The organism is Enterococcus cecorum DSM 20682 = ATCC 43198 (genome assembly GCF_000407565.1).
GTDB classification, from domain to species: Bacteria; Bacillota; Bacilli; order Lactobacillales; family Enterococcaceae; genus Enterococcus_E; species Enterococcus_E cecorum.
This window is the reverse complement of sequence record NZ_ASWI01000004.1, coordinates 201,528-225,191: the sequence shown is the minus strand read 5'-3', so window position 1 is coordinate 225,191 and position 23,664 is coordinate 201,528. Positions and strand designations below refer to the sequence as shown.

Annotated in this window: 23 protein-coding genes and 5 pseudogenes; 10 read left to right on the top strand and 18 right to left on the bottom strand. The window is 35.7% G+C overall.

The features are described from left to right. Positions 1-156: 156 nt before the first annotated feature. The 5 genes from bcrD to I567_RS13145 all read right to left on the bottom strand — a co-directional run bounded on the left by bcrD (position 157) and on the right by I567_RS13145 (position 3,759). Positions 157-987: a bacitracin resistance undecaprenyl-diphosphatase BcrD gene (gene bcrD / locus I567_RS07020; protein ID WP_000242080.1), complete on the bottom strand. Its 831-nt coding sequence runs from the start codon at positions 985-987 to the stop codon at positions 157-159. Continuing rightward, entirely contained in the window at positions 987-1,736 is a 750-nt protein-coding gene (locus I567_RS07015; protein WP_002326550.1) for an ABC transporter permease, read from the bottom strand. Before I567_RS07015 ends, bcrD begins: the two co-directional genes overlap by 1 nt. Continuing rightward, the gene (gene bcrA, locus I567_RS07010; protein ID WP_002326551.1) at positions 1,729-2,646 is read right to left on the bottom strand and encodes a bacitracin ABC transporter ATP-binding protein BcrA; all 918 of its coding nucleotides are present in this window, start codon (positions 2,644-2,646) and stop codon (positions 1,729-1,731) included. The genes I567_RS07015 and bcrA overlap by 8 nt, the downstream gene beginning before the upstream one ends. 182 nt (positions 2,647-2,828) lie before the next feature. After that, complete coding sequence (gene bcrR, locus I567_RS07005; protein ID WP_000395511.1) at positions 2,829-3,443, bottom strand: bacitracin resistance transcriptional activator BcrR; 615 nt, start codon at positions 3,441-3,443, stop codon at positions 2,829-2,831. Beyond that, on the bottom strand, positions 3,433-3,759 hold the full coding sequence (locus I567_RS13145; protein ID WP_002367753.1) for a DNA-binding protein: 327 nt from the start codon (positions 3,757-3,759) through the stop codon (positions 3,433-3,435). Before I567_RS13145 ends, bcrR begins: the two co-directional genes overlap by 11 nt. Before the next feature lie 36 nt (positions 3,760-3,795). On the opposite strand from I567_RS13145, the gene I567_RS06995 reads away from it, so the two are divergent. The 8 genes and pseudogenes from I567_RS06995 to I567_RS06960 all read left to right on the top strand — a co-directional run. Then, positions 3,796-4,155: a helix-turn-helix domain-containing protein gene (locus I567_RS06995; RefSeq protein WP_002331379.1), complete on the top strand. Its 360-nt coding sequence runs from the start codon at positions 3,796-3,798 to the stop codon at positions 4,153-4,155. After that, complete coding sequence (locus I567_RS06990; protein ID WP_002405114.1) at positions 4,145-4,336, top strand: hypothetical protein; 192 nt, start codon at positions 4,145-4,147, stop codon at positions 4,334-4,336. The genes I567_RS06995 and I567_RS06990 overlap by 11 nt, the downstream gene beginning before the upstream one ends. A 206-nt stretch (positions 4,337-4,542) precedes the next feature. Beyond that, positions 4,543-4,839: pseudogene (locus tag I567_RS06985) on the top strand (restriction endonuclease subunit S); the annotation flags it as partial. Positions 4,840-4,867: 28 nt separating this feature from the next. Continuing rightward, entirely contained in the window at positions 4,868-5,845 is a 978-nt protein-coding gene (locus tag I567_RS06980) for a toll/interleukin-1 receptor domain-containing protein (RefSeq protein WP_002326554.1), read from the top strand. A gap of 180 nt (positions 5,846-6,025) precedes the next feature. After that, entirely contained in the window at positions 6,026-6,859 is an 834-nt protein-coding gene (locus tag I567_RS06975) for a GIY-YIG nuclease family protein (RefSeq protein ID WP_002326555.1), read from the top strand. Between the two features lie 5 nt (positions 6,860-6,864). Continuing rightward, the gene (locus I567_RS06970; RefSeq protein WP_002326556.1) at positions 6,865-7,455 is read left to right on the top strand and encodes a site-specific integrase; all 591 of its coding nucleotides are present in this window, start codon (positions 6,865-6,867) and stop codon (positions 7,453-7,455) included. Positions 7,456-7,582: 127 nt separating this feature from the next. After that, positions 7,583-7,894: pseudogene (locus I567_RS06965) on the top strand (IS6-like element ISS1N family transposase); the annotation flags it as partial. A 79-nt stretch (positions 7,895-7,973) separates the two neighbouring features. After that, a pseudogene (locus I567_RS06960) lies at positions 7,974-8,222 on the top strand (transposase); the annotation flags it as partial. A 118-nt stretch (positions 8,223-8,340) separates the two neighbouring features. On the opposite strand, the gene I567_RS06955 reads toward I567_RS06960, so the two are convergent. Next, a complete protein-coding gene (locus I567_RS06955; protein WP_002324630.1) occupies positions 8,341-9,531 on the bottom strand; it encodes an IS256-like element ISLgar5 family transposase in 1,191 nt (396 codons plus the stop codon). A gap of 146 nt (positions 9,532-9,677) precedes the next feature. On the opposite strand from I567_RS06955, the gene I567_RS06950 reads away from it, so the two are divergent. Together I567_RS06950 and I567_RS12645 are read left to right on the top strand one after the other, a co-directional pair. Further along, positions 9,678-10,766, top strand: a complete 1,089-nt coding sequence (locus I567_RS06950; RefSeq protein ID WP_002326561.1) for a hypothetical protein — start codon at positions 9,678-9,680, stop codon at positions 10,764-10,766. A gap of 725 nt (positions 10,767-11,491) precedes the next feature. Next, positions 11,492-11,989: pseudogene (locus I567_RS12645) on the top strand (peptidylprolyl isomerase); the annotation flags it as partial. 123 nt (positions 11,990-12,112) lie between these two features. Here the strand turns inward: I567_RS12645 and I567_RS06940 are convergent. From I567_RS06940 to I567_RS06880, 12 genes and pseudogenes are all read right to left on the bottom strand, one after another. Further along, entirely contained in the window at positions 12,113-12,973 is an 861-nt protein-coding gene (locus tag I567_RS06940; RefSeq protein ID WP_016251538.1) for an aldose epimerase family protein, read from the bottom strand. 144 nt (positions 12,974-13,117) lie between these two features. Continuing rightward, complete coding sequence (tnpB, locus tag I567_RS06935; RefSeq protein ID WP_016251537.1) at positions 13,118-14,266, bottom strand: IS200/IS605 family element RNA-guided endonuclease TnpB; 1,149 nt, start codon at positions 14,264-14,266, stop codon at positions 13,118-13,120. A 16-nt stretch (positions 14,267-14,282) separates the two neighbouring features. Then, on the bottom strand, positions 14,283-14,687 hold the full coding sequence (gene tnpA / locus I567_RS06930) for an IS200/IS605 family transposase (protein WP_016251536.1): 405 nt from the start codon (positions 14,685-14,687) through the stop codon (positions 14,283-14,285). 162 nt (positions 14,688-14,849) lie between these two features. Continuing rightward, positions 14,850-15,620, bottom strand: a pseudogene (locus I567_RS06925) (ABC transporter substrate-binding protein); the annotation flags it as partial. An 18-nt stretch (positions 15,621-15,638) separates the two neighbouring features. Beyond that, complete coding sequence (locus I567_RS06920) at positions 15,639-16,346, bottom strand: gamma-glutamyl-gamma-aminobutyrate hydrolase family protein (protein WP_016251534.1); 708 nt, start codon at positions 16,344-16,346, stop codon at positions 15,639-15,641. Between the two features lie 380 nt (positions 16,347-16,726). After that, positions 16,727-17,722, bottom strand: coding sequence for a zinc-ribbon domain-containing protein (locus I567_RS06915; RefSeq protein WP_231940223.1), 996 nt, complete (start codon positions 17,720-17,722; stop codon positions 16,727-16,729). Between the two features lie 125 nt (positions 17,723-17,847). Further along, positions 17,848-18,555: a CpsD/CapB family tyrosine-protein kinase gene (locus I567_RS06910; protein WP_016251532.1), complete on the bottom strand. Its 708-nt coding sequence runs from the start codon at positions 18,553-18,555 to the stop codon at positions 17,848-17,850. 14 nt (positions 18,556-18,569) lie between these two features. After that, positions 18,570-19,367, bottom strand: a complete 798-nt coding sequence (locus tag I567_RS06905) for a YveK family protein (RefSeq protein ID WP_016251531.1) — start codon at positions 19,365-19,367, stop codon at positions 18,570-18,572. A 16-nt stretch (positions 19,368-19,383) separates the two neighbouring features. Then, positions 19,384-20,157, bottom strand: coding sequence for a hypothetical protein (locus I567_RS06900; protein ID WP_016251530.1), 774 nt, complete (start codon positions 20,155-20,157; stop codon positions 19,384-19,386). 21 nt (positions 20,158-20,178) lie between these two features. After that, positions 20,179-20,946: a tyrosine-protein phosphatase gene (locus I567_RS06895; RefSeq protein WP_016251529.1), complete on the bottom strand. Its 768-nt coding sequence runs from the start codon at positions 20,944-20,946 to the stop codon at positions 20,179-20,181. Positions 20,947-21,162: 216 nt separating this feature from the next. After that, a complete protein-coding gene (locus I567_RS06885; RefSeq protein ID WP_016251528.1) occupies positions 21,163-22,086 on the bottom strand; it encodes an LCP family glycopolymer transferase in 924 nt (307 codons plus the stop codon). Positions 22,087-22,301: 215 nt separating this feature from the next. Further along, the gene (locus I567_RS06880; protein WP_016251527.1) at positions 22,302-23,390 is read right to left on the bottom strand and encodes a 3D domain-containing protein; all 1,089 of its coding nucleotides are present in this window, start codon (positions 23,388-23,390) and stop codon (positions 22,302-22,304) included. Positions 23,391-23,664 lie beyond the last annotated feature (274 nt).

Below are 23,664 nucleotides of genomic sequence, written 5' to 3'. Positions count from 1 at the left end.
TCCTATCAGTCGTCATTGGTTTGTGTAAACGCAAAGAAACGGCGGCTCTGAAAATCAAAGCCACCGTTTCATAGGCGTGAAAATATGTCTGCTGTACGACGGCTTTTTTCTTTTGCCGTCGTGCGGCAGATTATTGCTTATGGAATTGTTTTTCTATCACATTACTGTTATAAGTACAACAAGTATACCAAGCACAATTCGATACCAACCAAACACCTTAAAATCATGTTTTTTGATAAAGTTCATTAGGAATTTAATTACTAAGACAGATACCGCAAATGCCACAGCCATACCGAGAACAAGAGCGAGCAGTTCTGCACTTGTAAAATCAAACCCGAATTTTAACAGCTTAAAAGCACTTGCTCCAAGCATAGTAGGTACTGCGAGGAAAAAAGTAAACTCTGCTGCTGCCACTCGTGAAACTCCTATGAGTAAAGCACCTATAATCGTTGCTCCCGACCGTGATGTGCCGGGTATAAGTGATAACACTTGAAATGCCCCTATCAAGATTGCTGTTTTATAGCTGATGTCAGAAAGTGCCATAGTAGTAGGAGTACGCTTTTTATTCCAATTTTCTATGAGAATGAATAACAAACCATAAAAGATTAACATGATTGAAATCACAATGGGGGTTTGGAGGTAAGCATCCAAATAATCATCAAATAAAATCCCCATAATACCTGACGGTATACAAGCCACTGCAACCTTGAACCACAACGAGAAAGTATCCTTTTTAACAAGTGGCTGCGATTTATCCTTTAGCTGAAATGGAAACATCTTGTTCCAAAACATTACAACCACTGCGAGTATAGCTCCAAGTTGAATAACAACAAAAAACATTTCTTTAAATGCTTCGCTCATATTAAGTGTGATAAATTTGTCCGCAAGAATCATATGTCCTGTGCTGCTGATAGGTAGCCACTCAGTAATACCCTCAACAATTCCAAGAAAAATAACTTTTAAAATTTCTATAAAATCAAGTACCATTATTTCAAATCCTCCTTTTTAAAATGATGAAAGGTCATAAGAAAACCAACTGCTGATACAAGAATAATAATAGATACAGACAGCAGTGTAGGATAGCCGGTACTCTGAAGTTTACCCTGCACCAAGAAATAGGTGGCTGTCCACGGATACAACGCTCCCCATTCTTGATTTGAAAGTGCGGCACTTCCCATGACAATCACGGCAGAGCCAATCATCGGGGCGACAAATCCTTTTGTTTTCATAGCAACAAACACAAAAGGAGAAACTGTTAAAAACATCAGGATACTGCCAAACAAAAACTTGGGGAGCCATACTATTGCCACTAGTAAGCTATATCCCTCCAATGTAAAGACAGCGTGATATAGCCCACAAGCGATAAATATACCTGCCCATGTTACAAGGGTGAGCATAACAATCCAAAGAAGCAGGGTGCAAAATTTTCCAATTAATAGTTTTGTCCTTGAAATGGGTATGGGCAATATGGTTTTGAGTGTGCTTTCTGTGTACTCTCTGCTAAACAAGTAAGCTGCAATTGCCACATATATCATCATGTTTACCAGCAGCATGATATACAGTACACTGTCGCTGTATATGTCAGACAAGGTAAAGATAATCTCCGGCTTATCAAAATGTGTTTGCAAGGCTTCTATTAACATCAAAAGTGGGGTAGATAATACCCCTGCCACACTAATTAGCACCATTTTTGAACGCTTTAGTTTTAATAATTCACAAGAAATAAGATTAAGCAATACCGCCACCTCCAATCAGTTTAGAAAAGTAGTCCTCTAAGTTTTCCTCACTATCATCTATCCTTGTCACGAGCAGTCCATTTCGTGCAAATTCTCGATTGATTTCTCCAACACTTTGGCTAAAGTCATAAATTCTCACCGTACCGTCCTGCACTGTAAAATCCGTCATGTGGTAGTGGCTTTCTAAAATCTTTCCAGCTATCTCACTGTCAGATAAATCAAATTGAATGTATTTTCGATTCCTTTTGTGAAGCTCGGATATATTCACTTCCTCTACTAAATGCCCCTCGTGCATAACGCCGATAATATCTGCTATCTGTTCAATCTCGCTTAAAACATGGCTTGAGATAAAAATGGTAATGCCATGATTGTGACTAAGTTCAGATAAAAATGAGCGTATTTCAACTATTCCAATGGGGTCAAGTCCGTTAATCGGTTCGTCAAGTATTAAAAGCTCCGGCTCGTGCATAATGGCGGCGGCAATACCAAGCCGTTGCTTCATTCCGAGGGAATAATCGGAAAAGACTTTTCTTTTCTCCTTATGCAGCCCCACAACTTCAAGCGCTTTTTCTACTCCACTTTTAGATACTCCCCCTCGCAGTTTAGCGAGAATTTGCAAATTCTCATACCCTGTTAAATTACTGTAAAATCCCGGTGTTTCGATAATAGAGCCTACTTTGCTATAAAGGGTATGGATATTTTCCTTATAGTTTGTGCCAAACAAGCGTACCGTTCCATCCGTTGGGAGAGTAAGCTGCAACATCATTTTCATTGCTGTGGTTTTGCCTGCTCCGTTTCTGCCGAGCAAACCATAAATTTTGCCCGTTGGCACATGAAGATTGACCTTATCGACAACGGTGGCTGTTCCGTATCGCTTCGTAAGATTTTCTGTTTCAATGATATAATCCATATTTGATTTTCCTTTCCGTTGGTTGCTGTTCTTGTTTTCACTGACCACAATCTTATTATCACAGGAGCTATATCAAAAGCCAAGAAACCTACCGTCACATCGCCTACATCTATCATGTCAACATGAAAAAAAGACCCGACACTTATCGTGTCAGAGCCTATTTCAAGGGATTTATATCGTTTTTACTTTGTTCCGTTCTGCTTAATCCAAACAACTATTTTTGCGACAAACAGCAGAAACATAAGTGCTGTTATATATGGTTCTCTTGCTGCTGCTAAGAAACAGATAGCCAAAGCAGTGAGTCCAAGGGAGCATTTTGTAGCAATGCCGCCCCATGTTTCTTTATCTAAATGGGTAAGTATTATTTTAGCAATCCCTATTACAATCAAGGCGGCAAAAGCACTCCAGTAGACTGCAAGATTGAATGGTGTGGTGGCTGTAAATGATAGTAGATTGACCGCATAAACATAACCGCCAACAGAGTTTCCATATAACGGAAGAAATATAAACGCAACTGCCATCATATCCAATATTCCATAAATATAGTTGTAAATCTTTTTCAAGTTGGAACGATTTTCAGTTTCGGCAAGTGTAATCAGTTCTTCGCCCGATAGTAGTTCATCTATGGTCACAGAAAAGAATTTAGAAATACACTTGAGCGACTCAATGTTAGGGTAACCCTTGCCGCTTTCCCATTTTGAAATGGCTGTTCTTGATACATATAATTGCTCCGCAAGTTGTTCCTGCGTTAAGTTCTTTCCAGTCCTAAGCTGTTGTAGCTTTTCATTAAATTCCATGATTCTCCTCCTGTTTGTTCCTTGTTTTCATACGTCCATCAACGGGTTTTTCTGCATCTTTTGGTATCATCCATGCACGACCAAATTTTTCAGTTCCGTCAATGCGATTTTCCTCACATAATTTTTGTATCCGTCTTTCCGATATGCCCCATTTTTCAGAAGCGGCTTTCACAGAAATGTAATCCATAATATCAACTTCCTTTCGCAAAGAGTATATAATTATTATATACGGAATGACGAATAATAGCAAGTTTCTCTCCACTAATACGAAATTATACACTACTAAACATAAAATCATACTTCGTTCAAATATCATCACCCGAAATGTACAATGATATAGGGTGATATTAAAATGTACCAAGATGAAAGAAAACTTGATTTTAAGCCGTTAGGTATAGCGATAAAAAAAGCTCGGGAAGCAAAAGGGTGGACACAGGAATATCTTGCCCAACTGGTAGACCTTACGCCACGCTCTATTATGTATATAGAGAACAGGGGGCAGCACCCAAGGCTTAACAAATTTTATCTCATTACTACCTTGCTTGACATCTCTGTAGACCAGTTCTTTTTTCCATGCAATGAAGATGGCGACAACAATCGCCGCAAACAAGTTGATGTACTGTTGAATGATATGGAAGAAAAGGAGCTTATCGTGATGGAAGCAGGACTTGTTGCTCTATATGACCGACCATCAAGCAGAGATGGAATTTGAAGATGGTGTCGATAACGTCAAGATTAGCGGTCTGAAATTCTTTACCGCAAAAGACGGACAAAACACAATCCCTGAATTGATGGCAATGTCTGGCGTGACCTATCAGAAACCTAATGAACAGATAGATTTATTGATGGTAGCAGACCCTTCTACTGATGTAATAATCGAGGAGGATGAGTGAAATGCCAAAGAAATTAGATATTTTTGTTGAGAAAGTTTTTGTTCCATTCATTAGCTCAATTTGTCTAGATAAGCGATTAGAATCACATATCAAACGCTAAAAGTATAGACTCTCACTATAAAGGTGGGGGTCTTTTTTGCGGAAACATTTTTTTACCACCCCACCCTTACACTTTGTGAGTGCTTTAATATCCTTATCAAAACCAGCGAGTTGGTTATTTTCAGTCTGTAGAAAATATTGACTACGGGTTTATTTCCACAATCGTCCGTTCAGAATTATTCATGATGCAACTTGATTCTGTTCTAGTTTCAGGCGCTCAGCCAAATGTATTGTCAAAAGAAATTGATTCGTTTAATTTTATGATTCCCATATTAGTTCAGGAACAACAAAAAATCGGTTCATTCTTTAAACAGCTAGATGACACTATCGCTCTTCATCAACGGAAATTAGATTTATTGAAAGAACAGAAAAAAGGCTTTTTACAAAAAATGTTTGCAAAGTGATTATTAATTACATAAGGAGGGTGTAGAAGTGTTGAATAAGTCTATTTTTATTTCATATGCTTGGGAAAAAGACGAGCCACTAGACAAGAAAGTTAAAAATTTTTCACAATGGTTAGCAATTTATTTGCAATCTTGGGGGTTTCGAGTCCATCTTGATGTATTGGAAAACCACCCTGGAACTAAACTTGATGAATTCATGAAGAACGGTATTGATAGTTCTCACTTTGTTATTTGTATTTGTACGCAAACTTATTTAAAAAAAATAAGCGATTCAGCAACCGGCGTATATAACGAAATAGAATTAATAAAAAAACAAGCTAAAAGTCCATTTATAATTGCCATAATTGATATCGAATCATTTACTGATCTGCCCGATTTTTTTGAAGGAAAGTATATCAGTCAATTAAAATTCGATACACCGTTTTCGCAGGAGAATAAAAAAGGACTATTTGAATTAATATCAACTATACGTGACGAACTATTTCTAAATATCAAGGTGGAAACAAAACCTGATGCTCAAGACAGAATTGAAAGGTACTATAATAGTGTTGAAAAAATAAAATTTTTGAATGATTCAGCCAATTTAATGAATTTCAAACCACAATCAGAAGGCGAAATCTCTTTTCAGTACCTACTTAACGGCGGAGACTTTAAATTAGGTATTTCACCAATGGAATTTATAACTCATTGGACAAGTGCAGGAAGTGATACAATTTACTCCTATAAAAAAGTCAATAAGATGATGAGAATTCATAACTTTGAAAATTTTGACAGAATAAATAAACCCGCTGATATTGACTTTGATAAAGTAGTTGATATTAATTGGGGTGCATCATTGAGAGAAGGAGACGGGATCGTATGGATCAATGATAAAAACTATCTAGCGATAGGTAAAATAATTCAAATTTATTTGGATTCCGAAGATGAATATAAAAGTATGGTAACTCTTGCTTATAAGATTTTAAACCCAATTGATCTGACGGACGATTTCATCGATAGCAAATAGCCTATATATTTATTGGCGCTCATAAATATATAAAACAAAAGATTCTATATTTTTACAGGGTCTATAATCAGATAATAACTCCTATAAAAAACTATTAAAACAGTCCTTTTAATCTAACTGTCAGATTAAAGGGGCTGTTTATTTATTTTAATGATATAATAACCCTAAAAGGAGGACGTTATGCCATACCATATATTTATTAATCGAGAATCTGGAAATGATAATATTTCTGTTTTTTATGATGAACCTACTTTTGTAGTTATTGCCAATAAAGACGATTTACCAGCAATTCAATTAATTGAGGAATCTCAAAAACCAGGTATATATATATTACTAGGAGATAATAAACGTTATGTAGGTCAAGCCTCTAATTCTATTTTTTCTAGGTTACAACAACACAATACAAATAAACCATGGTGGAACAAATTAATATTTTTTGGACGTGAAGATGGGCATCTATCTAAAGCACAACTAGATCTTTTAGAACGTTTAATCATTGAAAAAATGAATACTGCTAATATTGATTTAGATAATAGCACTCAAGGAAATAAAAGCTATATTGATAAATTAAGCAAATTTTCAGCTCTGTCATTATGGAATAAGATTGATAAACTATTGAATGATGTTGCCAATATCGATTTATTTGATTCAGAACACATTCAAACTGAAGATAATAGTGACAACTCAACTCTAAATAGTCATATATCAATCATATTTGGAGAATCATTATATACTGGGAAATCATATAGAGATGTATTTACGCAATTAGTTTCTAATTTAGTATTATCCGCAGAGTTGGATAAATTGATTCCTTTAATGAGTCCTAATGAACCCACTACAGTACAAATACTTGGCAATAGAGAACATATATCAGCTAAAGGGGCGAAGTTGACTAAACCAATAGAACTAACTAAATACCATATGTATGTTAATTTTTCAAAAATAGGCTTATACAATCAAATCAAAAAATTAGCTGAACTGACTGGGAAAAAAGTTATATTTGAAAGGTGGTAATTCATATGGTTCAACAGATTGTTTTACCTATCAAAGATTCAAATATCTTAAAAATGGTTCAAGATACACTCCTTGATAGCTTTCATGCTGGACGTCGTAACTATACGATATTCCAAGTGGGGAAAGCCACTCTCTTAAGGGTAAGTGATGTCATGAAACTTAAAAAATCAGATGTCTTTAATCCTGATGGAACGGTTAAACAAACCGCTTTTATTCATGATCAAAAAACAGGAAAAGCGAATACGTTATATTTGAAACCAGTACAACAAGATTTATTAATTTATCATGATTGGCTGGTCCAACAAAATCTTAATTCTGAGTGGTTGTTTCCCTCAACGACTCACCCAGACCGTCACATCACCGAGAAGCAATTTTATAAGGTCATGGCACGTGTTGGTGATCTTTTAGGAATCAACTATCTAGGGACGCATACCATGCGTAAAACAGGCGCTTATCGTGTTTATACGCAGTCGAATTATAATATTGGTTTAGTCATGCATTTATTAAACCATTCAAGCGAAGCCATGACTTTAACCTATCTTGGGTTAGATCAAGCCAGTCGAGAAACGATGTTAGACCAAATAGATTTTGGATAATGTTTTTTATTTAAAAAGAGGGACAATCATTATGTTAAAAAATTAGGTTCTGTTGCAAAGTTTTCCAAAAAATCTATTTTAGTTTAAAATTGAGAAAAAAGACAGAGAGGACAGAGTAATGAATCATTTTGGTGAGCCGAAAGCAATTGTGACCGATAAAGCACCTTCTCTTGGCTCCGCCTTTAGAAAGTTACAGAGTGTGGGTTTATATACTAAGACAGAGCACCGAACTGTGAAGTATCTTAACAATTTAATAGAACAAGACCATCGACCTATTAAACGACGAAATAAATTTTATCAAAGTCTCCGTACAGCCTCTTCCACGATTAAGGGCATGGAGACCATTCGAGGAATATATAAAAAGAACCGAAGAAATGGAACGCTCTTCGGCTTTTCGGTGTCTACTGAAATCAAGGTATTAATGGGAATAACAGCCTAAGATATTTGGAGTTCAGAGAGGGCGCGTTTGATTTTCAAACTTCGCAACAGAACCCTTTAGGAAATTGAGTGAAGGTCAAGAGACCGAAAATCTCTTGACCTTCACTCAATTTCCTAAAGCAATTCGAGGTACTATCTATTCCACTAATATTATTGAATCGTTCAATAAACAGTTGAAAAGAAAAACCAAAGTTAAGGAACAATTTCCTAACGAAGAAGCCCTTGACCGTTTTCTTGTTACACAAATGGTCGCATACAATAATAAAAAAGCTGGTAGAGCACACAAAGGTTTCAAACAATGCCAAGACACATTGGATTCAATGTTTTAAGCGACTAATCAAACTGAATAAGGCTTAATTAATAAATTTACACAAACTTCTTGACACACCCAAACGAGGGAGCGTCAATAATTTTGTGTAAATGATTCTTCCCTACTGCAGATTGTTTCTAATTCTCAATCAGTTGGCTTAGCATTTGTTCAAGTTCGCCTTCGGCCTGTTGAAAGCCTTTATGACTGCGACCTAGGAATTTTTGGTTGTAAGTATCAAAAGACGAGACTAAGAAACGTTCCATCGACTCTTCGTTTTGGAACTGTTCCTTGCGGTGGCTGTATTTCTTGATTTGCTTATTAAAGGATTCAATCAAGTTCGTAGAATAAATACTCTTGCGTATGGCCAAGGGGAAATCATAGAAAGTGAGCAAGTGATCGTTCGAAAGAATCGATTCAACCACTTTTGGATAGCTGGTTTTCCATTTTTCCGCAAAAGCACCACGTGCTTCCAACGCCACCTCTTTAGATGAGGCTTGATACACCATTTTAAAATCATCACAGACTTCCTTACGATCATCGACACGCACTTTGTGACTGATATTACGGGAAACGTGTACACAACAATGTTGAAAACGAGCTTTGGGATAGAACCGACTAATCGCTCCTACCATCCCCTTTAAGCCATCCGTGATGAACAGGAGGACATTTTTCAAACCGCGCTCTTGAAGGTCCAATAAAATTTCCTCCCAAATCGTGATGGATTCAGTCGGTGCAATCGCATAGCTCAATACTTCCTTTGATCCGTCCGGGCGAATGCCAACTGCGATATGAATAGCTTCCTTGGCGACGGTTTTCCGCTTTAACGGAATATACGTTGCGTCCATATAAATAGCAGCATAACGGTCATGAAGCTCCCGCCCTTTAAACGCCGTTACCTCTTCTGTAAATGATTTTGTTATATTGGACATGGTTTGGGGCGTGTAGTGATGCCCATACATTTTCTCAATCAAGTCTGCGATTTCCGACATGGTAATACCTTTTCGGAAGAGGTGAATGACGGTCTCCTCTAACGTGTCATTCGTCCGTCTATAAGCAGGAACAGTCTGTTGCTTGAACTCACCATTGCGGTCGCGCGGAATCTGGAGATGAAGTTCCCCATACTCGGTCTTGACCGTACGGTCATAGGAGCCGTTACGAGAATTACCCGTGTTAAAACCAATGCGATCATACTTTTCGTAATCTAGGAAAGCCGTTAACTCCGTTTTGAGAAGCGTATTGACTGCTTTCTCCAAATGGACACGGAATAATTCATTCAAATCGCCTTTGTTCGCTAGAGTCTTTAGAATTTCTGTAGTAAAATCGTTCATAGGGAAGTCCTCTCTTCTGTGAATGTGTTGTGGTAACTCTATTCTACAGAAGGGACTTCCTTTTTTCTATTTACACAAAATATTTTACACTCTCAATTTTATGAAAAGATGTTATAATTAACTAAAAAATAATAGGGAGAAAACACATGTACTCAAAGAATTGGAAAAAAAAGTTAGTGATGGGTGTTATGGTAGGGTCTATTTTTGTTTTTGCAGGTTGTTCAGCTTCGACAGACAAAAGTAAAACGGCTACTTCAGAAACAAAAACTGCTGAAGTAGTAAAAAGTAAAATGAAACAAATAGAAAAAAATGTAGAGAAAATTTTAGCCGAAAAAGATAAAGATACAAAACTGTCGGAGTACAAAAAATTTGTTACTGAATCCAGTGCTTACTCTAAGTCAGATAAAACGGAGAAAAAAATTACTAATACCTATACAGAATCTATTAAGAAGATCAAAACAAATTTTAAAGAACAAGACGATAAAGACTTAAAAGAGAATACACTAGATAATCTTGAAGAAGCAACTGAAAATGATCTTTCTCAAAAAGTAAATACATTAGATGAACTCAAAAAATGGGTACAAAAAGAGAGTACTGATGTATATAGCCAAGCGGAAGTAGATTCATTAATCAAAAAAATTGACGATACAATTACCACATATAAAAACCAACTAGAGAAAATAAAAATTGATAATCAGGAGGCTACATCAACAGAGACTACAACAGAAAGTAGTGAGGTAGCTACTTTACAAGAAAATGTTTCCGAAGAACCACAAGTGGTCCACACGAATTTATTAAATTCTATTGAAGAAGCAGCTCAATATCTGGGACAAAAACTTCCACAATCGGGCGGTTCAGATGCATTTGAAAATGGGCAACAAAATTCTGATGGCTCGTTTACTTTTCATTATCAACTACATGGAGGTCCAGAAGGTATCACTTGGAATATCATTACAGTGAATAATAATGGTGAGATTATCCAAGATGATTATTTCAAAACTGTACCCAATGAAGCAACAAACAATAATGTCTCTACACTTAGTCAAGCAGCTATTTCAGAGTTAGAAGCTGCTCAACTTGCAATAGCTAAACACAATGAGTTAGGTAGACCTAATGCAACTGATGCCGGAAGAGAAACTACAGCAGACGGATATTATTTTTATTATATGGCCGATGGAACTGATCAGATGTATAAATATTTTGTAAGTAATTCTGGTCAAGTTCAAGCAGAATAACATTGAGTTATAATGATATTATCAGATGAACTGTATCATAAATTTTTAACGTGAAATGTTTGTAATATCAATTGGAGAATGGTATATGGATTTACTAAAAGATAATAACTGTTATTTTTTAGTAAATTCATACTATTTAGAAAAGAATAATTTGCTGAATACTTGTAAACTATGTGTGATACTTATCTTATATGGATATAGACTCGTGGTGCTAGTTAATTTCAGCTTATTATAAACCAACATTTTCATTTTATAAAAACGACTAAAAACAGAATTTCTGAGTAAAATTTCAAAAGTAAAAATAGTGATATTATGCTCTTGTTCCTAGATTCAATAATTAACTAGCACCACGAGTTTATAAAATTGGCAATAAAATTTTAATCATATTATTTGTTACAAAGCATCTTTTTATCAAAAAAAGTCGGGGCTGGTTGCCAATGCTGAGAAGAGTAAAATCAGCCGTCCGAATGGAACAAAATTTTTGGTTTTTTGCTTTGATAAATACGCAAAGAAATATCAATTAAAGGCGTGGGAAAAGAACTATAGTTGAAATTTCATCTACCTATCTATAATAATTCTATCTTTATTAATTAGTTTAATAACTTTTATATACTCATTTACACGTTATTTAATAAGAGACCACGGTTAAATAAAAATAGATTATATAATAAGAAGGAATTAAGAGACATTTTTAATTTATTCCGAAAAGTGAAAAATAAATTTCTAAAAAACATATCAAATTGATCGATGAAAATCTAAAAACAGATTGAAAATCTTTTCATGCAGAAGATATGAAGAAAGCTGTTGATAAGGGAGACGATTTCTCTAAATTAGCCAAAGACAATAAAGTAAAAGAAGATAGCGAAAAACGGAAAAGTGAAGCTTGATTCAACTAATACAACTATTCTGGTGACAGTCAAAGAAGCATCCTTTAAGTTGAAAGACGGCCAAATTTCTGATGTGATCACTTTCACCAATGATTCAACTTATGATCCATAAATACTATGTAATCAAAAATGGTAAAAAATTAGAATAAAGGCAACGGAATGGATAAATACAAAAAACAATTGAAAGAAATTACTACTGAAACGAAATTGAGCAACAATGAATTTCAAAATAAAGTAGTCGATAAAATATTGAAAGACGCTAATGTAAAAATTAAAGACAAAAACTTTGAAAATGCTTTGAGTACGTCGAAAGTCATTTGTGCTCACTCCTTATAATTCTTTGGTAGGAACTATTTTGAGTGTAGCACAAATGACTTTTTTAGTTGTCTAGCTTAATTTTACAATCGGCGTAAATAAAAATCTCTTCTTTTCTGAGCTATTCGTAATCAAAACAAGCAACTATTGAGTATTTGCTATCTGTTCATTCGGTAAAATAGTAAACTGATAGGTCGTATGGTTGACCTTTTCTTGACCAGGGTACAAAGCGATCGAACCGAGTTCAGGTAAATGGACTAGATCCGGAAATTCTTGTGGCTCGATGGCTAAACTATAGTTTGAATGCATATGTTTCCCGTTGATCATAAAATCAGCTTCAAAACCAGTCGTAGAAAATAATACCACACTTCTATTTGTTGTTGCTATAGACAACTGGCGTCCAGATTGTTTTTCTGAAAGACACAGCACCTTTTTTGAACGTTTCGGTGTAGTAAGAACAAAAACGTCATCAAGTCCTTCTGGATAAGCGTTGAGAATTTCTTCGATTGTATGTGGTTTCTTGAAATTGATCGGTAAATCCGCTTGAGTGATTTGTTCGCCTGTTGGTAGTTTATCTTCATCTAATACCAATAGACTTTCTGCTTGGACAGCCAGTTCATGTGTATCAATGTTACATTTACCATTCCCAGAAAGGTTGAAATAGGCATGATTGGTTGGATTGCAGATCGTCTCGACGGGACTGTTCGTTTTTGTGATCATTTCCAGGCTATTCGCAGTTAGCTGATACGTGATCGTTGCTGTGATAGGACCAGGATAATCGGAAAAAGTGTCTTGTAAATAAAAGACAACGCCGATCGACTGTGGATTTTTGAACACTTCGACATCCCAATATTGGAAAGACCATCCATTTGTTCCTCCGTGGATATGGTGGTTGCCGGCGTTTTTTTCAAGTTGATGATTTCCCCATGTAGCATTTCGGATTCTGCCTGCTACGGGACCGACTGTGGCTCCAAAGAAACTTTCATCGGGTGAACTACTCACCACTTAGCTAAACCTGACGGTTCTTAACGCTTGAAGTGGGAGCTTCTTGGGAATAGAGCATACTTGATAGCGTATTTCTTTACTAACAGCGGTTTCTCTTATTTACCAAGCTATCCCCGTAGTTCCTACGGTTCTTGATGATTGGATCTAAGCCAATCCCATAGAATGTAGTCTTAGACCTTCGGTCAGAATATTGATACTAGCATTGATATCACGATCATGATGAGTATGACAAACAGGACAAGTCCATTCTCGAATTTCAAGAGATTTCTTGCCATCTTTATGTCCGCACTCTGAACAAATCTGACTAGACGGAAACCATTTATCTACTTTGATGATTTTTCGTCCATACCAGTCAGCCTTGTATTGTAATTTAGTCACAAACTTTGACCAAGAAACATCAGAAATACTTTTAGCTAATTTATGATTTCGCAACATACCTTTTGTGTTTAAGTCTTCAATACAGATAATATCGTGATTTTTGATAATTTCTGTACTTAACTTATTCAGAAAATCAGTACGTTGATTCATTACTTTTTCATGTAATCTAGCTACTTTGCGTTTTTGTTTTTGGTAATTTTTAGCTTCAAATAGATTGATACCTTTTTGTTTGGCTAATAATGCTCGTCTTGACAACTTACGTTGTTCACGTTTTAATTTCTTTTCCATTTTGGACGTGAATTTATTATTATCAATTTTTTGTCCATCTGAAAGAATCGCAAAGTCTGTAATACCTAAGTCAATACCAATGGCAGAATTGGTTTTAGGTAACTCGCTAATTTCTTCTTTACATAACAAAGAAATATAGTATTTACCGCTAGAATGCCGTGAGATTGTAGCAGATTTAATCATCCCTTTTGGTTGTCTATGAAGCTTAATTCTTACTAATAATTTCAATTTAGGAACTTTTATGAATTTACTATCAATCAAAGCAACTGTACCATTTTGATTATTCGTTGTATAACTCTGAACAGGATTTTTCTTACTTTTGAAACGTGGAAAGCCAACAGATTTATCCCGAAAAAAATTCTTGTATGCTTTATCTAAATGAAGTTGGGCATTGGCCAAAGCGAGGCTATCGACTTCTTTCAGAAATGGAAATTCTTTCTTATATTTAGCCGGTGTTGGAAAAGTCATTTTTTTAGAAGGATCATTTTTAACTTCTTCATATGCTTTTTTTCGATCATTAAGCATCAGATTGTAGACCTTACGAACGCAGCCGAAAGTTTTGGCAAAGAAGATTTCTTGTTCCTCTGTTGGATAGATTCTGAATTTATACGCTTTTAGTCGTTCCACAAAGTTCACCTGCTTTCTATTTATGATTGTTTCCTTGATTTTGGATGTATTTCTTTATCACATCAATTGGTGCTCCACCAGTCGTCAACAGACAAAAACTTTTAGACCAAAACTGTTCTTTCCAAAGAAACTGTTTGACTCTTGGAAAATCACGTTTTATCAATCTTGAACTAGCGCTTTTATAGGCGTTGATAAATTTTGTCAATTCTGTTTTAGGATGAGCTTTGAACATAATATGAACGTGGTCTTTGTCATGATTCCACTCCACTAAAGTAATGTGATACGATTCTGAAATTCTTTCAAAAGTAGCTTTAGCATAATCAGATATGTCATCATCAATCACTTGTCTGCGATATTTCGTTACTAAAATAAGATGGTAATAAAGAAGGAAGACTGAATGGTTATTTGTATCTAATTCCATTTTATATCACTCATTTCTAATATAGACTGATTATAACATAGAACGAAATAAAAAGACAATGTACTTTATTGTCGGTCTTCGAGTTACCAACAGTAACCCTCATACCGAATAGCATTCATCACCCACCTATAGAGGATGGGCGACTTCTGCCTGAATTACGTTAAATAAGTTGACGCCTGTCGCAATTTCTTTGACGACTTGTACTTTTACTTTTTTCAACTTAACATTTTTTGCATCCCAGTATGTTGGATTTTTTTCTAAAGTCCAGCTTTCATTATTGCCATCTCAGCCTTTAATCACAAAAGGTCCGTTGCCGACAAAATTATCAGCACTCGTGCCATACGCTTTTCCCTTTTCAGAGGCAAATTTTTCTTGTTTAGGCATAAATGGTGTACCTGTCAAGATTTCTGATAAGAATGGTGCCGGTGCGACTAAATCTAATTCTAACGTTTGGTCATCAAGCGCTTTAACCCCTAATTGGTCAACAGGTAGTTCACCATTACGAATTTTTTCACCATTTTTGAAGATATCCATACGATGGCTGGAGCTAGAAGTTGTTTTAGGATCGACCACATTTTGAAAAGCATACACAAAATCTTGTGCACGAACGGGAGTCCCATCACTATATTTAGCCTCACGTAATTTGAACGTATAGGTTAAGCCATCTTCACTTACTTTGGGATCTTCTTTGGCCATTGCAAGCTCAGGATTACCATCTTTGCCTGAACGATAGAGTCCTTCTGATACTTGACCAATCATATCTGAACTGTTGACATCCGTATATTGGGCACTATCGAGTGTAGATAGTTCACCTGGTGCTGATACAGCAATCTCTTGTTGGGTTGATTTGCTTTCCTTAGTGGATGTTGCTGAATTGCCACACGCAGCTAAGAAAAGACCCGCTACAAATAATAAACTAACCACTTTTTTCATTTCATTCTTCCTTTCTTTTTATAATTGCTTAACGACATAATCAAATACTTCTTGTTCTTGCTTTAAATGCGTATAAGCAAAATCCGGATGCCATTGAACCCCTAGAATACGACGCTTTTTGTTTTCGATAGATTCAATCATCCCATCACTACATCTGCCAGTAATTTGTAATTCTTCGCCAAGTCTCTCTACGGCTTGATTATGAAAAGAATTGATTCTCCCTTGGTTGCCATAAATGGTATATAAACTGCTTGTTTTTTCTAACAGCAGGTCATGTGAAGGCTCCTCCCGAGGAATAGGATCTTGCATATGTTCGACACCGCTTAAGGGACCAATTTCTTGATACAAGGTGCCACCAAAATAAACATTTAGTAGCTGCATCCCACGACAGACCGCAAAAATCGGTTTTCTTTGTTTTAATGCTTCGGTAATTAAGGCTTGTTCAAAGTCATCGCGTGCTTTTGAATAATTACCATCTGTCTTTTGTGCTTGTCCATAAATTTCTGGTGATACATCTTGCCCACCTGCTAATACCAACTTATCAATCTGACCGACATAAGTTTCTGCATAGTCAGGATCAGTAATTGGTAATAATAGCGGAATCCCACCAGCATTTTGAACCCCTTCAATATATCCTCTTGGGGTGTAGCTGACAGGCAAATGATAAAGCGTACTACCTGGATCAAACGTTTCATTTGCTGCAATACCAATAATCGGTCTGGTCATGCGCATCATCCTTTCAAATAATTTGAGGCTATTATATCTGAGTACACTATATTTTCGCAACTAATTTGAAACTTTTCAGCGATAGCAAAATCTTATCAATTTAAACCATATTATTTAATCCAACTATTTAATATCATCTATTATGAAAATAATCCATAAAAATATTTATGATTCAATGTTTATTTTCCATTTTTATAACTATATTTTATTTACTGATAATCATATCCGTGTTATAATTATACTACTTTGTGTTTTACAGAGGTTTCCGGCGTGTACATTAACTCCTTATTAAACGCTTTTACATCATCCTATATGACACAAAGGAAACAAAAAAATCTCAGTCGGTCCCTCATCTGAAACCAACTGAGATTTTTTTACTTTTAGAAACGAAGCATATTTTCGATTATTCCTAAGATATTTGAATTTTCGATTAACACACCAAGGACGATTTTGAAAACAAAGTAGCTGACTACACTATATAGTACAACCGGAATCATCGTAATATAAAAACGATTGAAGCCCTTAGGATTGGCTATTAACCAAATATTTCCATCAAAACTATAGCGTAAAATCAATAAATATAATACACAAAGAATCAGTGCTAATTTTAAGAAAACTGAACCAAGTAAGGCAAAAACAAAAGCCACGATGCCCACTACTACTAAGACACTTAATGGTTCAAAAATTTGGTCTAAGGCATTTTTAAAGCTGGCTCCTTCTTTTTGCATAATGATTTCAAATATCCAGTAGACCAACACTAAGATAATTTGTGTTAAAAAGATAGCTAATAAGAACAACCAAAACATTGGAAAGGCCGAAATTGATGAACTACCATAGGATGAATGACCAAAACCAAACATGTTCGTAAATTGATTCATCGCTCCATAGATATCTTTTAGCATCACACCAAGCAATCTCGAGAAAGTCAATGAAAATAATAAACCAATTACAATGAAATTAATAATACCTAACGTTTTATACTTGATTTCTCCGATGGTTGGATGCAGGATGGTCGCTTTAAACTCTTCAAAATAATTCTTTGCTTGATCGATATGCGGCTTTAACGCTTCAAAATCATCTAGTTTTTCAAAATCCAATACTTTTTTGCTGTTTTCTGAAGATTGGTTGTTTGTCTCTTCTTCAGATTCTTCAGGTGTTTGTGGTGCAACTGTTGTTTGTGCTTTATCCTCATTTTCTGGATTTGACACTTCTTCATTGGCTGCTTGTTGAACGCTTTGGGTCTTTTCTTCGGATACAACTTCTTCAGACACGACTTGCTCTACTTTCTCAGCATTTGTCTCCCACTGATAACCACACTGAGGACAAACCAACGCCTCTTCTTCCACTTCTGTTTGACAATTTGGACACTTTTTCATCATTTTCCACTCCATTCTTTTGCTATCGTGTAAATATTCACGATAAATTTTATCATATTATAACACAGCCAATCATTTTGTTCAAAAAAATAAGGCAAGACAACGCTCACCTTATTAAAGATTGATTATTTATCTGAGTAGTAATAGTAGCTACTTTCATTCATTTGTTCCACACCATTGTAGATAACCCCTAAAATGCGTGCTTTAGCTTGAATTAGACGATTTTTCGCTTCTATAATAGAGTCTTTACGAGTGACACCTTCACGGATAACCACTACGGTACCATCTGTTTTAGAAGCCATAATTAAACCATCAGCCACTGTCATTACAGGTGGTAAGTCAAACACAATTAAATCAAACATTTGATATAGCTCTTCTATTACCACATTCATACGATGAGAGTTTAGCAATTCTGCTGGGTTTGGTGGTGTTGGTCCAGCTGTCATCACGGATAAATTATCTACACCAGATGGTTGAATCACTGATGAAGCAGATTGTTGGCCACTTACCAAGTTACTTAACCCCACTTCATTACTTAGTCCAAATGTTTTATGGACCGTTGCTTTACGCATATCCGCATCGACTAATAACACGCGGCGGCCAGCTTGCGCAAATACGACTGCTAAGTTTGCGGATGAAGTTGATTTTCCTTCACCAGGACCAGATGAGACCACCGCCATACTGCGTAAGGGTTGGTCCCCGGCAACTGCGAATTGCAAGTTGGTTCGAACTGTACGATATTGTTCAGAAATCGATGAATTTGGATTTAATAGCGTAATTAAGTTCACCGGATTCGTAGCTGCTGAGTTTTTCTTATCATATTTCTTTGCCATTTATATTCACCTTCCTACACACGACTTCTTGAACGACGATGTTTACTATTTCCAGAATGATGGTGAGCGCTATTTGAGGATACCATATGTCCAGATGCTCGACGTGTATTGTCTTGTAATTCTTTGGCAGATAATTGTGGAATCGTTCCTAAGATAGTTAAGCCTAATTCGTCGCGAACAAATTTTTCTGATTTTACTGTGCGGTCTAAGAATTCAACGGCAAAACTCATCCCAAAACCAACAATCATCCCTGCTAACACCCCAATAAGCAAGTTACGCGTATTGTTTGGTGAAATTGGCGTATTGTTGACTGTTGCATTTGAAATAATTGAAATTTTATCAACACTTTCTCCTAAGACTTCTTTGACAGTGTCTTTGAAGATTGTTGCAGTTGTATTGGCTAAACGTTCTGCATCTAAAGCTTTAGTAGAAGTAGCCACCAATGAGAACATCAATGAATTTTCTGACTGTACGACATCAATCGCATTATCAATTTCTTGCACAGTCATATTGATGCCATAGTTTTCTTTTAATTGATCTTTTACCTTATTTAAAATCAAATCCCCTTTAATCAGATTTTTATAAGTATTGATCATTTGTAGGTTTACATTGACATCATTTGTATTTGTGTTTTGGTTTTGTGGTAAAGTTACGACTAACTGAGCTTGTGAGCTATATTTTGGTGTTAATACAAAGAAAGTTAATCCTCCTGCTAAACCTAACCCCACAAACATACACACGATAATGGTAAAAACATGCTTTTTAATAATCGTAAAAATATCTTTTAAATCAATTGTTTCTTCGACTTCCATCAACCTATTTCCTTTCTTACATTTTTCCTGCAGCTTGCATTTGAGTCTTTACTTCTCTCACTTTATTTTCTAAAGTGTCTGATAATCCTTGATGTTTCACAGAATATAAAGTATTTACTAATTTCGCATAAGTATCTGCATTGGCGTTTTCAGCAACTTGTCCATTGACCACCATTTGATTAATCATATCTAAGGTTGTCGCTGCTTGATTGCATTCGTCTTGTGCCAAATTTAGATATCCATTTGCAAGGTTTTTCCAATTTCCTTCAGGCATTTCACTGACTTTTTGTAATAGCTCAGTGACTTTTTCAGCCTTGGTATCAAGATTGATTACCGCTTGATCATTTAATGCTTGCCAGTTCACTGCATCTGCTTGAAATAGGGCAGCGATTTGATCTTGAAGATTTGATTTATCATATGCTTGTGACACACGGCGTAATAATTCAGCTTGTTTGTCCGCAAAACTTGCATCTTCTTGTGGCAAATCTTGTTTTTTCAATTGATAACTATCCGCAGAAACCCTCATCCCATTGATTTGCGTTTTCAAGTCTGAAATTTGCTCCGTATTTGTCTCAGGATTCAATAAATCATCATTCTCATCTGTAAATAACTGATTCACTTGTTTGGTTAATTCATCCATTTTAGAGGACTGCTGTTTAATCGTTACTTGAGCACTGGCTAGTCGTTGCTCATAGTTTTTGTGCTGATAAACTTTATAACCAAACACAACAATTGACAAAGAGATGGCCGCAATAAGTAATAAGCCAAACACTTTTCCAATTTTTTTCAAATTAATCCCTCCATTAAATATTTATCTAAACCAAGAGAATTTTGATCTTCTTAATTCTCGGTAAGGTTCAAATTCGATTGGGTCGCCATTAATTAAAGCCTTGGCTACTTGTTTCATTTTATCAACTAATTCTACGCCCTGATCTTTGGCAATCGCATCATAGGCTTCTTTTAGATAAAAATTACGTTTATTGATACCATGTGCATCAGAAGCAACCATTTGGACCATTCGATTTTCGACCATTAATTTCGCTGTTTTTTGAATTTCTTTACCAAACTTACCCACATAACTCGGCGCAGTGAGTTGGGCTAAACATCCCATATCCAAAAATTCAATGAGTCGATTTGGTTCTTTGATAAATCCAGCATTGCGCTCTGGATGCACAATGACCGGAATTTTTCCTTTATCCAAAAGTTGATAGAAAATATTTTCTGCACTTTCTGGGATACTATTACTTGGAAACTCGATTAAAATATAAGTATCGTCTAAATCAGTAAATAATAGACGGTCCTTTGCCAAATCATCCATCAATAAAGTAGTTAGGCGAACTTCTTGGCCTTCTAAAACTGTTAATGGAATTTGATGCTCATCCAAGACATCTTGTAACTCGGCTACCTTTTCAATAATTTCTGATTTAGGATTAATATATTTTCCATTATTATGGTGTGGCGTACATAAGATATGGGTAATCCCTTGCTTCACCGCATAACGTGCCATATCAAGGCTGTCTTCAATCGTTTGGGCACCATCATCCACACTAGGTAAGATATGACAATGTAAATCAATCATCCGACTATCCCTCTCTCATTTTTACACATTCTTTCTCCATTATACAAAAAAATCACGCCAAAAAAAAGCATAATAACAATAATTATCATTATTTTTTTTACAATTCTTACTATATGTACAATGAAAAAGCGACTAATAAAAGGATAACAATTAAAACTTGAAAAAATCTGTAGAGAAAAAATTACATTACCCCACAGATTCATTTTTGGCAAATGGTTAATTCGCTTCTAATTGAGTTTTAAGTTCTACTTGCACACGTTGTAACTCTTCTGGGCTCACCCGTTGATAAGAAACACCATCTTGCATGAAACCTGTTCCTTGTAATTGGTCAGTCTTCACATTACTAAAAGCATCACGATAATCCAAAGCTAATTTTTGAATTTGATCTTGATTTAAATCTGTCTGCATGTTTTCTGATACGGCATCTAATAAATCGCGATATTTAGTCACACCTTCAATACTCATTACTTTCTTCCCGATAGCTGCAACAACTGCTCTTTGACGCTCTTGACGGCCATAGTCACCACGCGGATCTTCATAACGCATACGGGTATAGGCTAAGGCTTTTTCTCCATTTAATTCCACATTCCCTTTTGGAAAATGGAAATTACTATTAGTGAATTCTAAATTATTATGTACTTCTACCCCACCGACAGCATCTACAAGTTGTTCAATACCACCCATATTAATCGCTACATAGTGATTAATTGGAATGTCTAAGTATTTTTCTAACGTATCCATTGACATGGCAGCGCCACCAAAGGCATAAGCGTGATTCACTTTATCTTGAGTATTATGCCCAACGATTTCCATATATGTATCACGTGCCACACTGACGATAGTTGTTTGTTTCTTTATCGGATTTACTGTAGCTACCATAATAGAGTCAGAACGCCCATGTTCCACACGGCCTAAAGCCCCTGTATCTACCCCTAATAATAACATACTAAATGGTTGACTATTTTCAATTTGATTTTCAGAATCTGCTTTGGTTGAATTTTGGCGTTGAACTGGCTTATATGTTTTTTCGACTGTACTTGAAAAATCATGATATGCAAAAGCAAACACCCCACCTATAATAATTACTACGGCGATTATAACCCCTATTACCGTAGCTAGAATTTTCTTCCATAAAGCCATAAAATTTCCTCCTAAATCATATAGATATGACGAACAAGCCTATTTTAACAGATTTCACCTTATATTTCATCCATGATTCATCATAAATAAACTATAATTGCTAGATTGTTTGTCATTTCACGCGTTCCCTCAGACAATAAATAATATATTATCTTTTATTCTTATACTTAGCAAAAAAGAGTGAATCCAGATGGATTCACTCTTTTTTACTTGCATTAACTTAAGATACGGACTTGTACCATGCGACGTCCCCAAACTTCACATTGAGCAACTGTTGGAAAGTGCACATCGATAATATTTCCTTTAATAGCTCCACCTGTATCTAGCGCTAAAGCTACGCCATATCCCTGTACTTCTAACAAAGTTCCTAATGGAATCACACTTGGATCAACTGCAATGGCCATTGGGTTGGCACGTAAATCTGTTCCACTTGCAGTAAAGTAGCTGGCACCTGCTTCTGAATATGAGTAAGCGGTAGATTCCATCGTCAACACGCGACCACCTGCACTTCCTGAAGCATCTGGTGTCGTTGTTGTTGGCTGACTTGGAGTAACAACTTGATTTTGACTTGAAGCGCTTGTTTGTGCTTGAGATTGTTGTGCTTGTTTAGCCGCTTCTTTTGCTTCGCGTTCTTGACGGGCTTTTTCAGCAGCGATACGTTGATTTTCCACTTCTTTATCAGCAGCAATCTTAGCTAAAGCATCTTTATTATCTGCAAGTTGTTGGCGTAAATTAGCCATCTTTGTATCTAATTGTTGCACTTGAACGTCTAATTCTGCTTTATCTGTTTGCAATTTGTTTTGTGTTTGCGTTGCTTTATTATTTAAATCTTCTAATGTATCGACCGCTTGATTCAAACTAGTAAATTTTTCATTTTCAAAGTTTTGAATCAATGTCATCGCATAAATTCGTTGTAGCAATTCGCCAATATTTTTAGCAGCAAACAAAGCTTTTAAATCAACATCCGCTGCATTATTGACTTGAATTGATTGCAAACGTTTAGCAACGACTTCCTTGCGTTTTGCGATGATTTCTTGCGTATCTGTGATATCTTTTTGCGTCTTTTCTAATAACTGTTGATTATCAGCAATTTGCTTTTTTAAATCTTCCACTTGTGCATATTTATCATTGACATCTGATAATGTATTTTGAATTTGTGTACTGATTTGTTCACTTCGCTGTTGTAACTGTGCTTCTTGCTGATTCAATTGGTCCATATTATCTGCATAAACAGGTGATTGCATTAAACTTAGACCTAAACAACCAATGAGAATAGCCGATTGACGAATCCGTTTCATTGACACACATTTCAACACCTTTCTTACATTTTGACTTTTTCATTATACAAAACCTTGTGTCAAAATGTGTTGCAAATATTTTACATTTTGTTACAAGCAAGATGTAAAAGTGGGGTTTTGCGTCTTATTTTTTAAAAAATTTTAAAGAAAAGTGTGACGGAACGAATTTTTCGCCTGTTTTCGTTGTAATAATTTCGTAACAAAACTTTTAAAAAACTTTGATAAATCTTTCTAATGTTTTATCGCTTTTTTTGAAATTTCCTGAAATTTTCATTAGTTT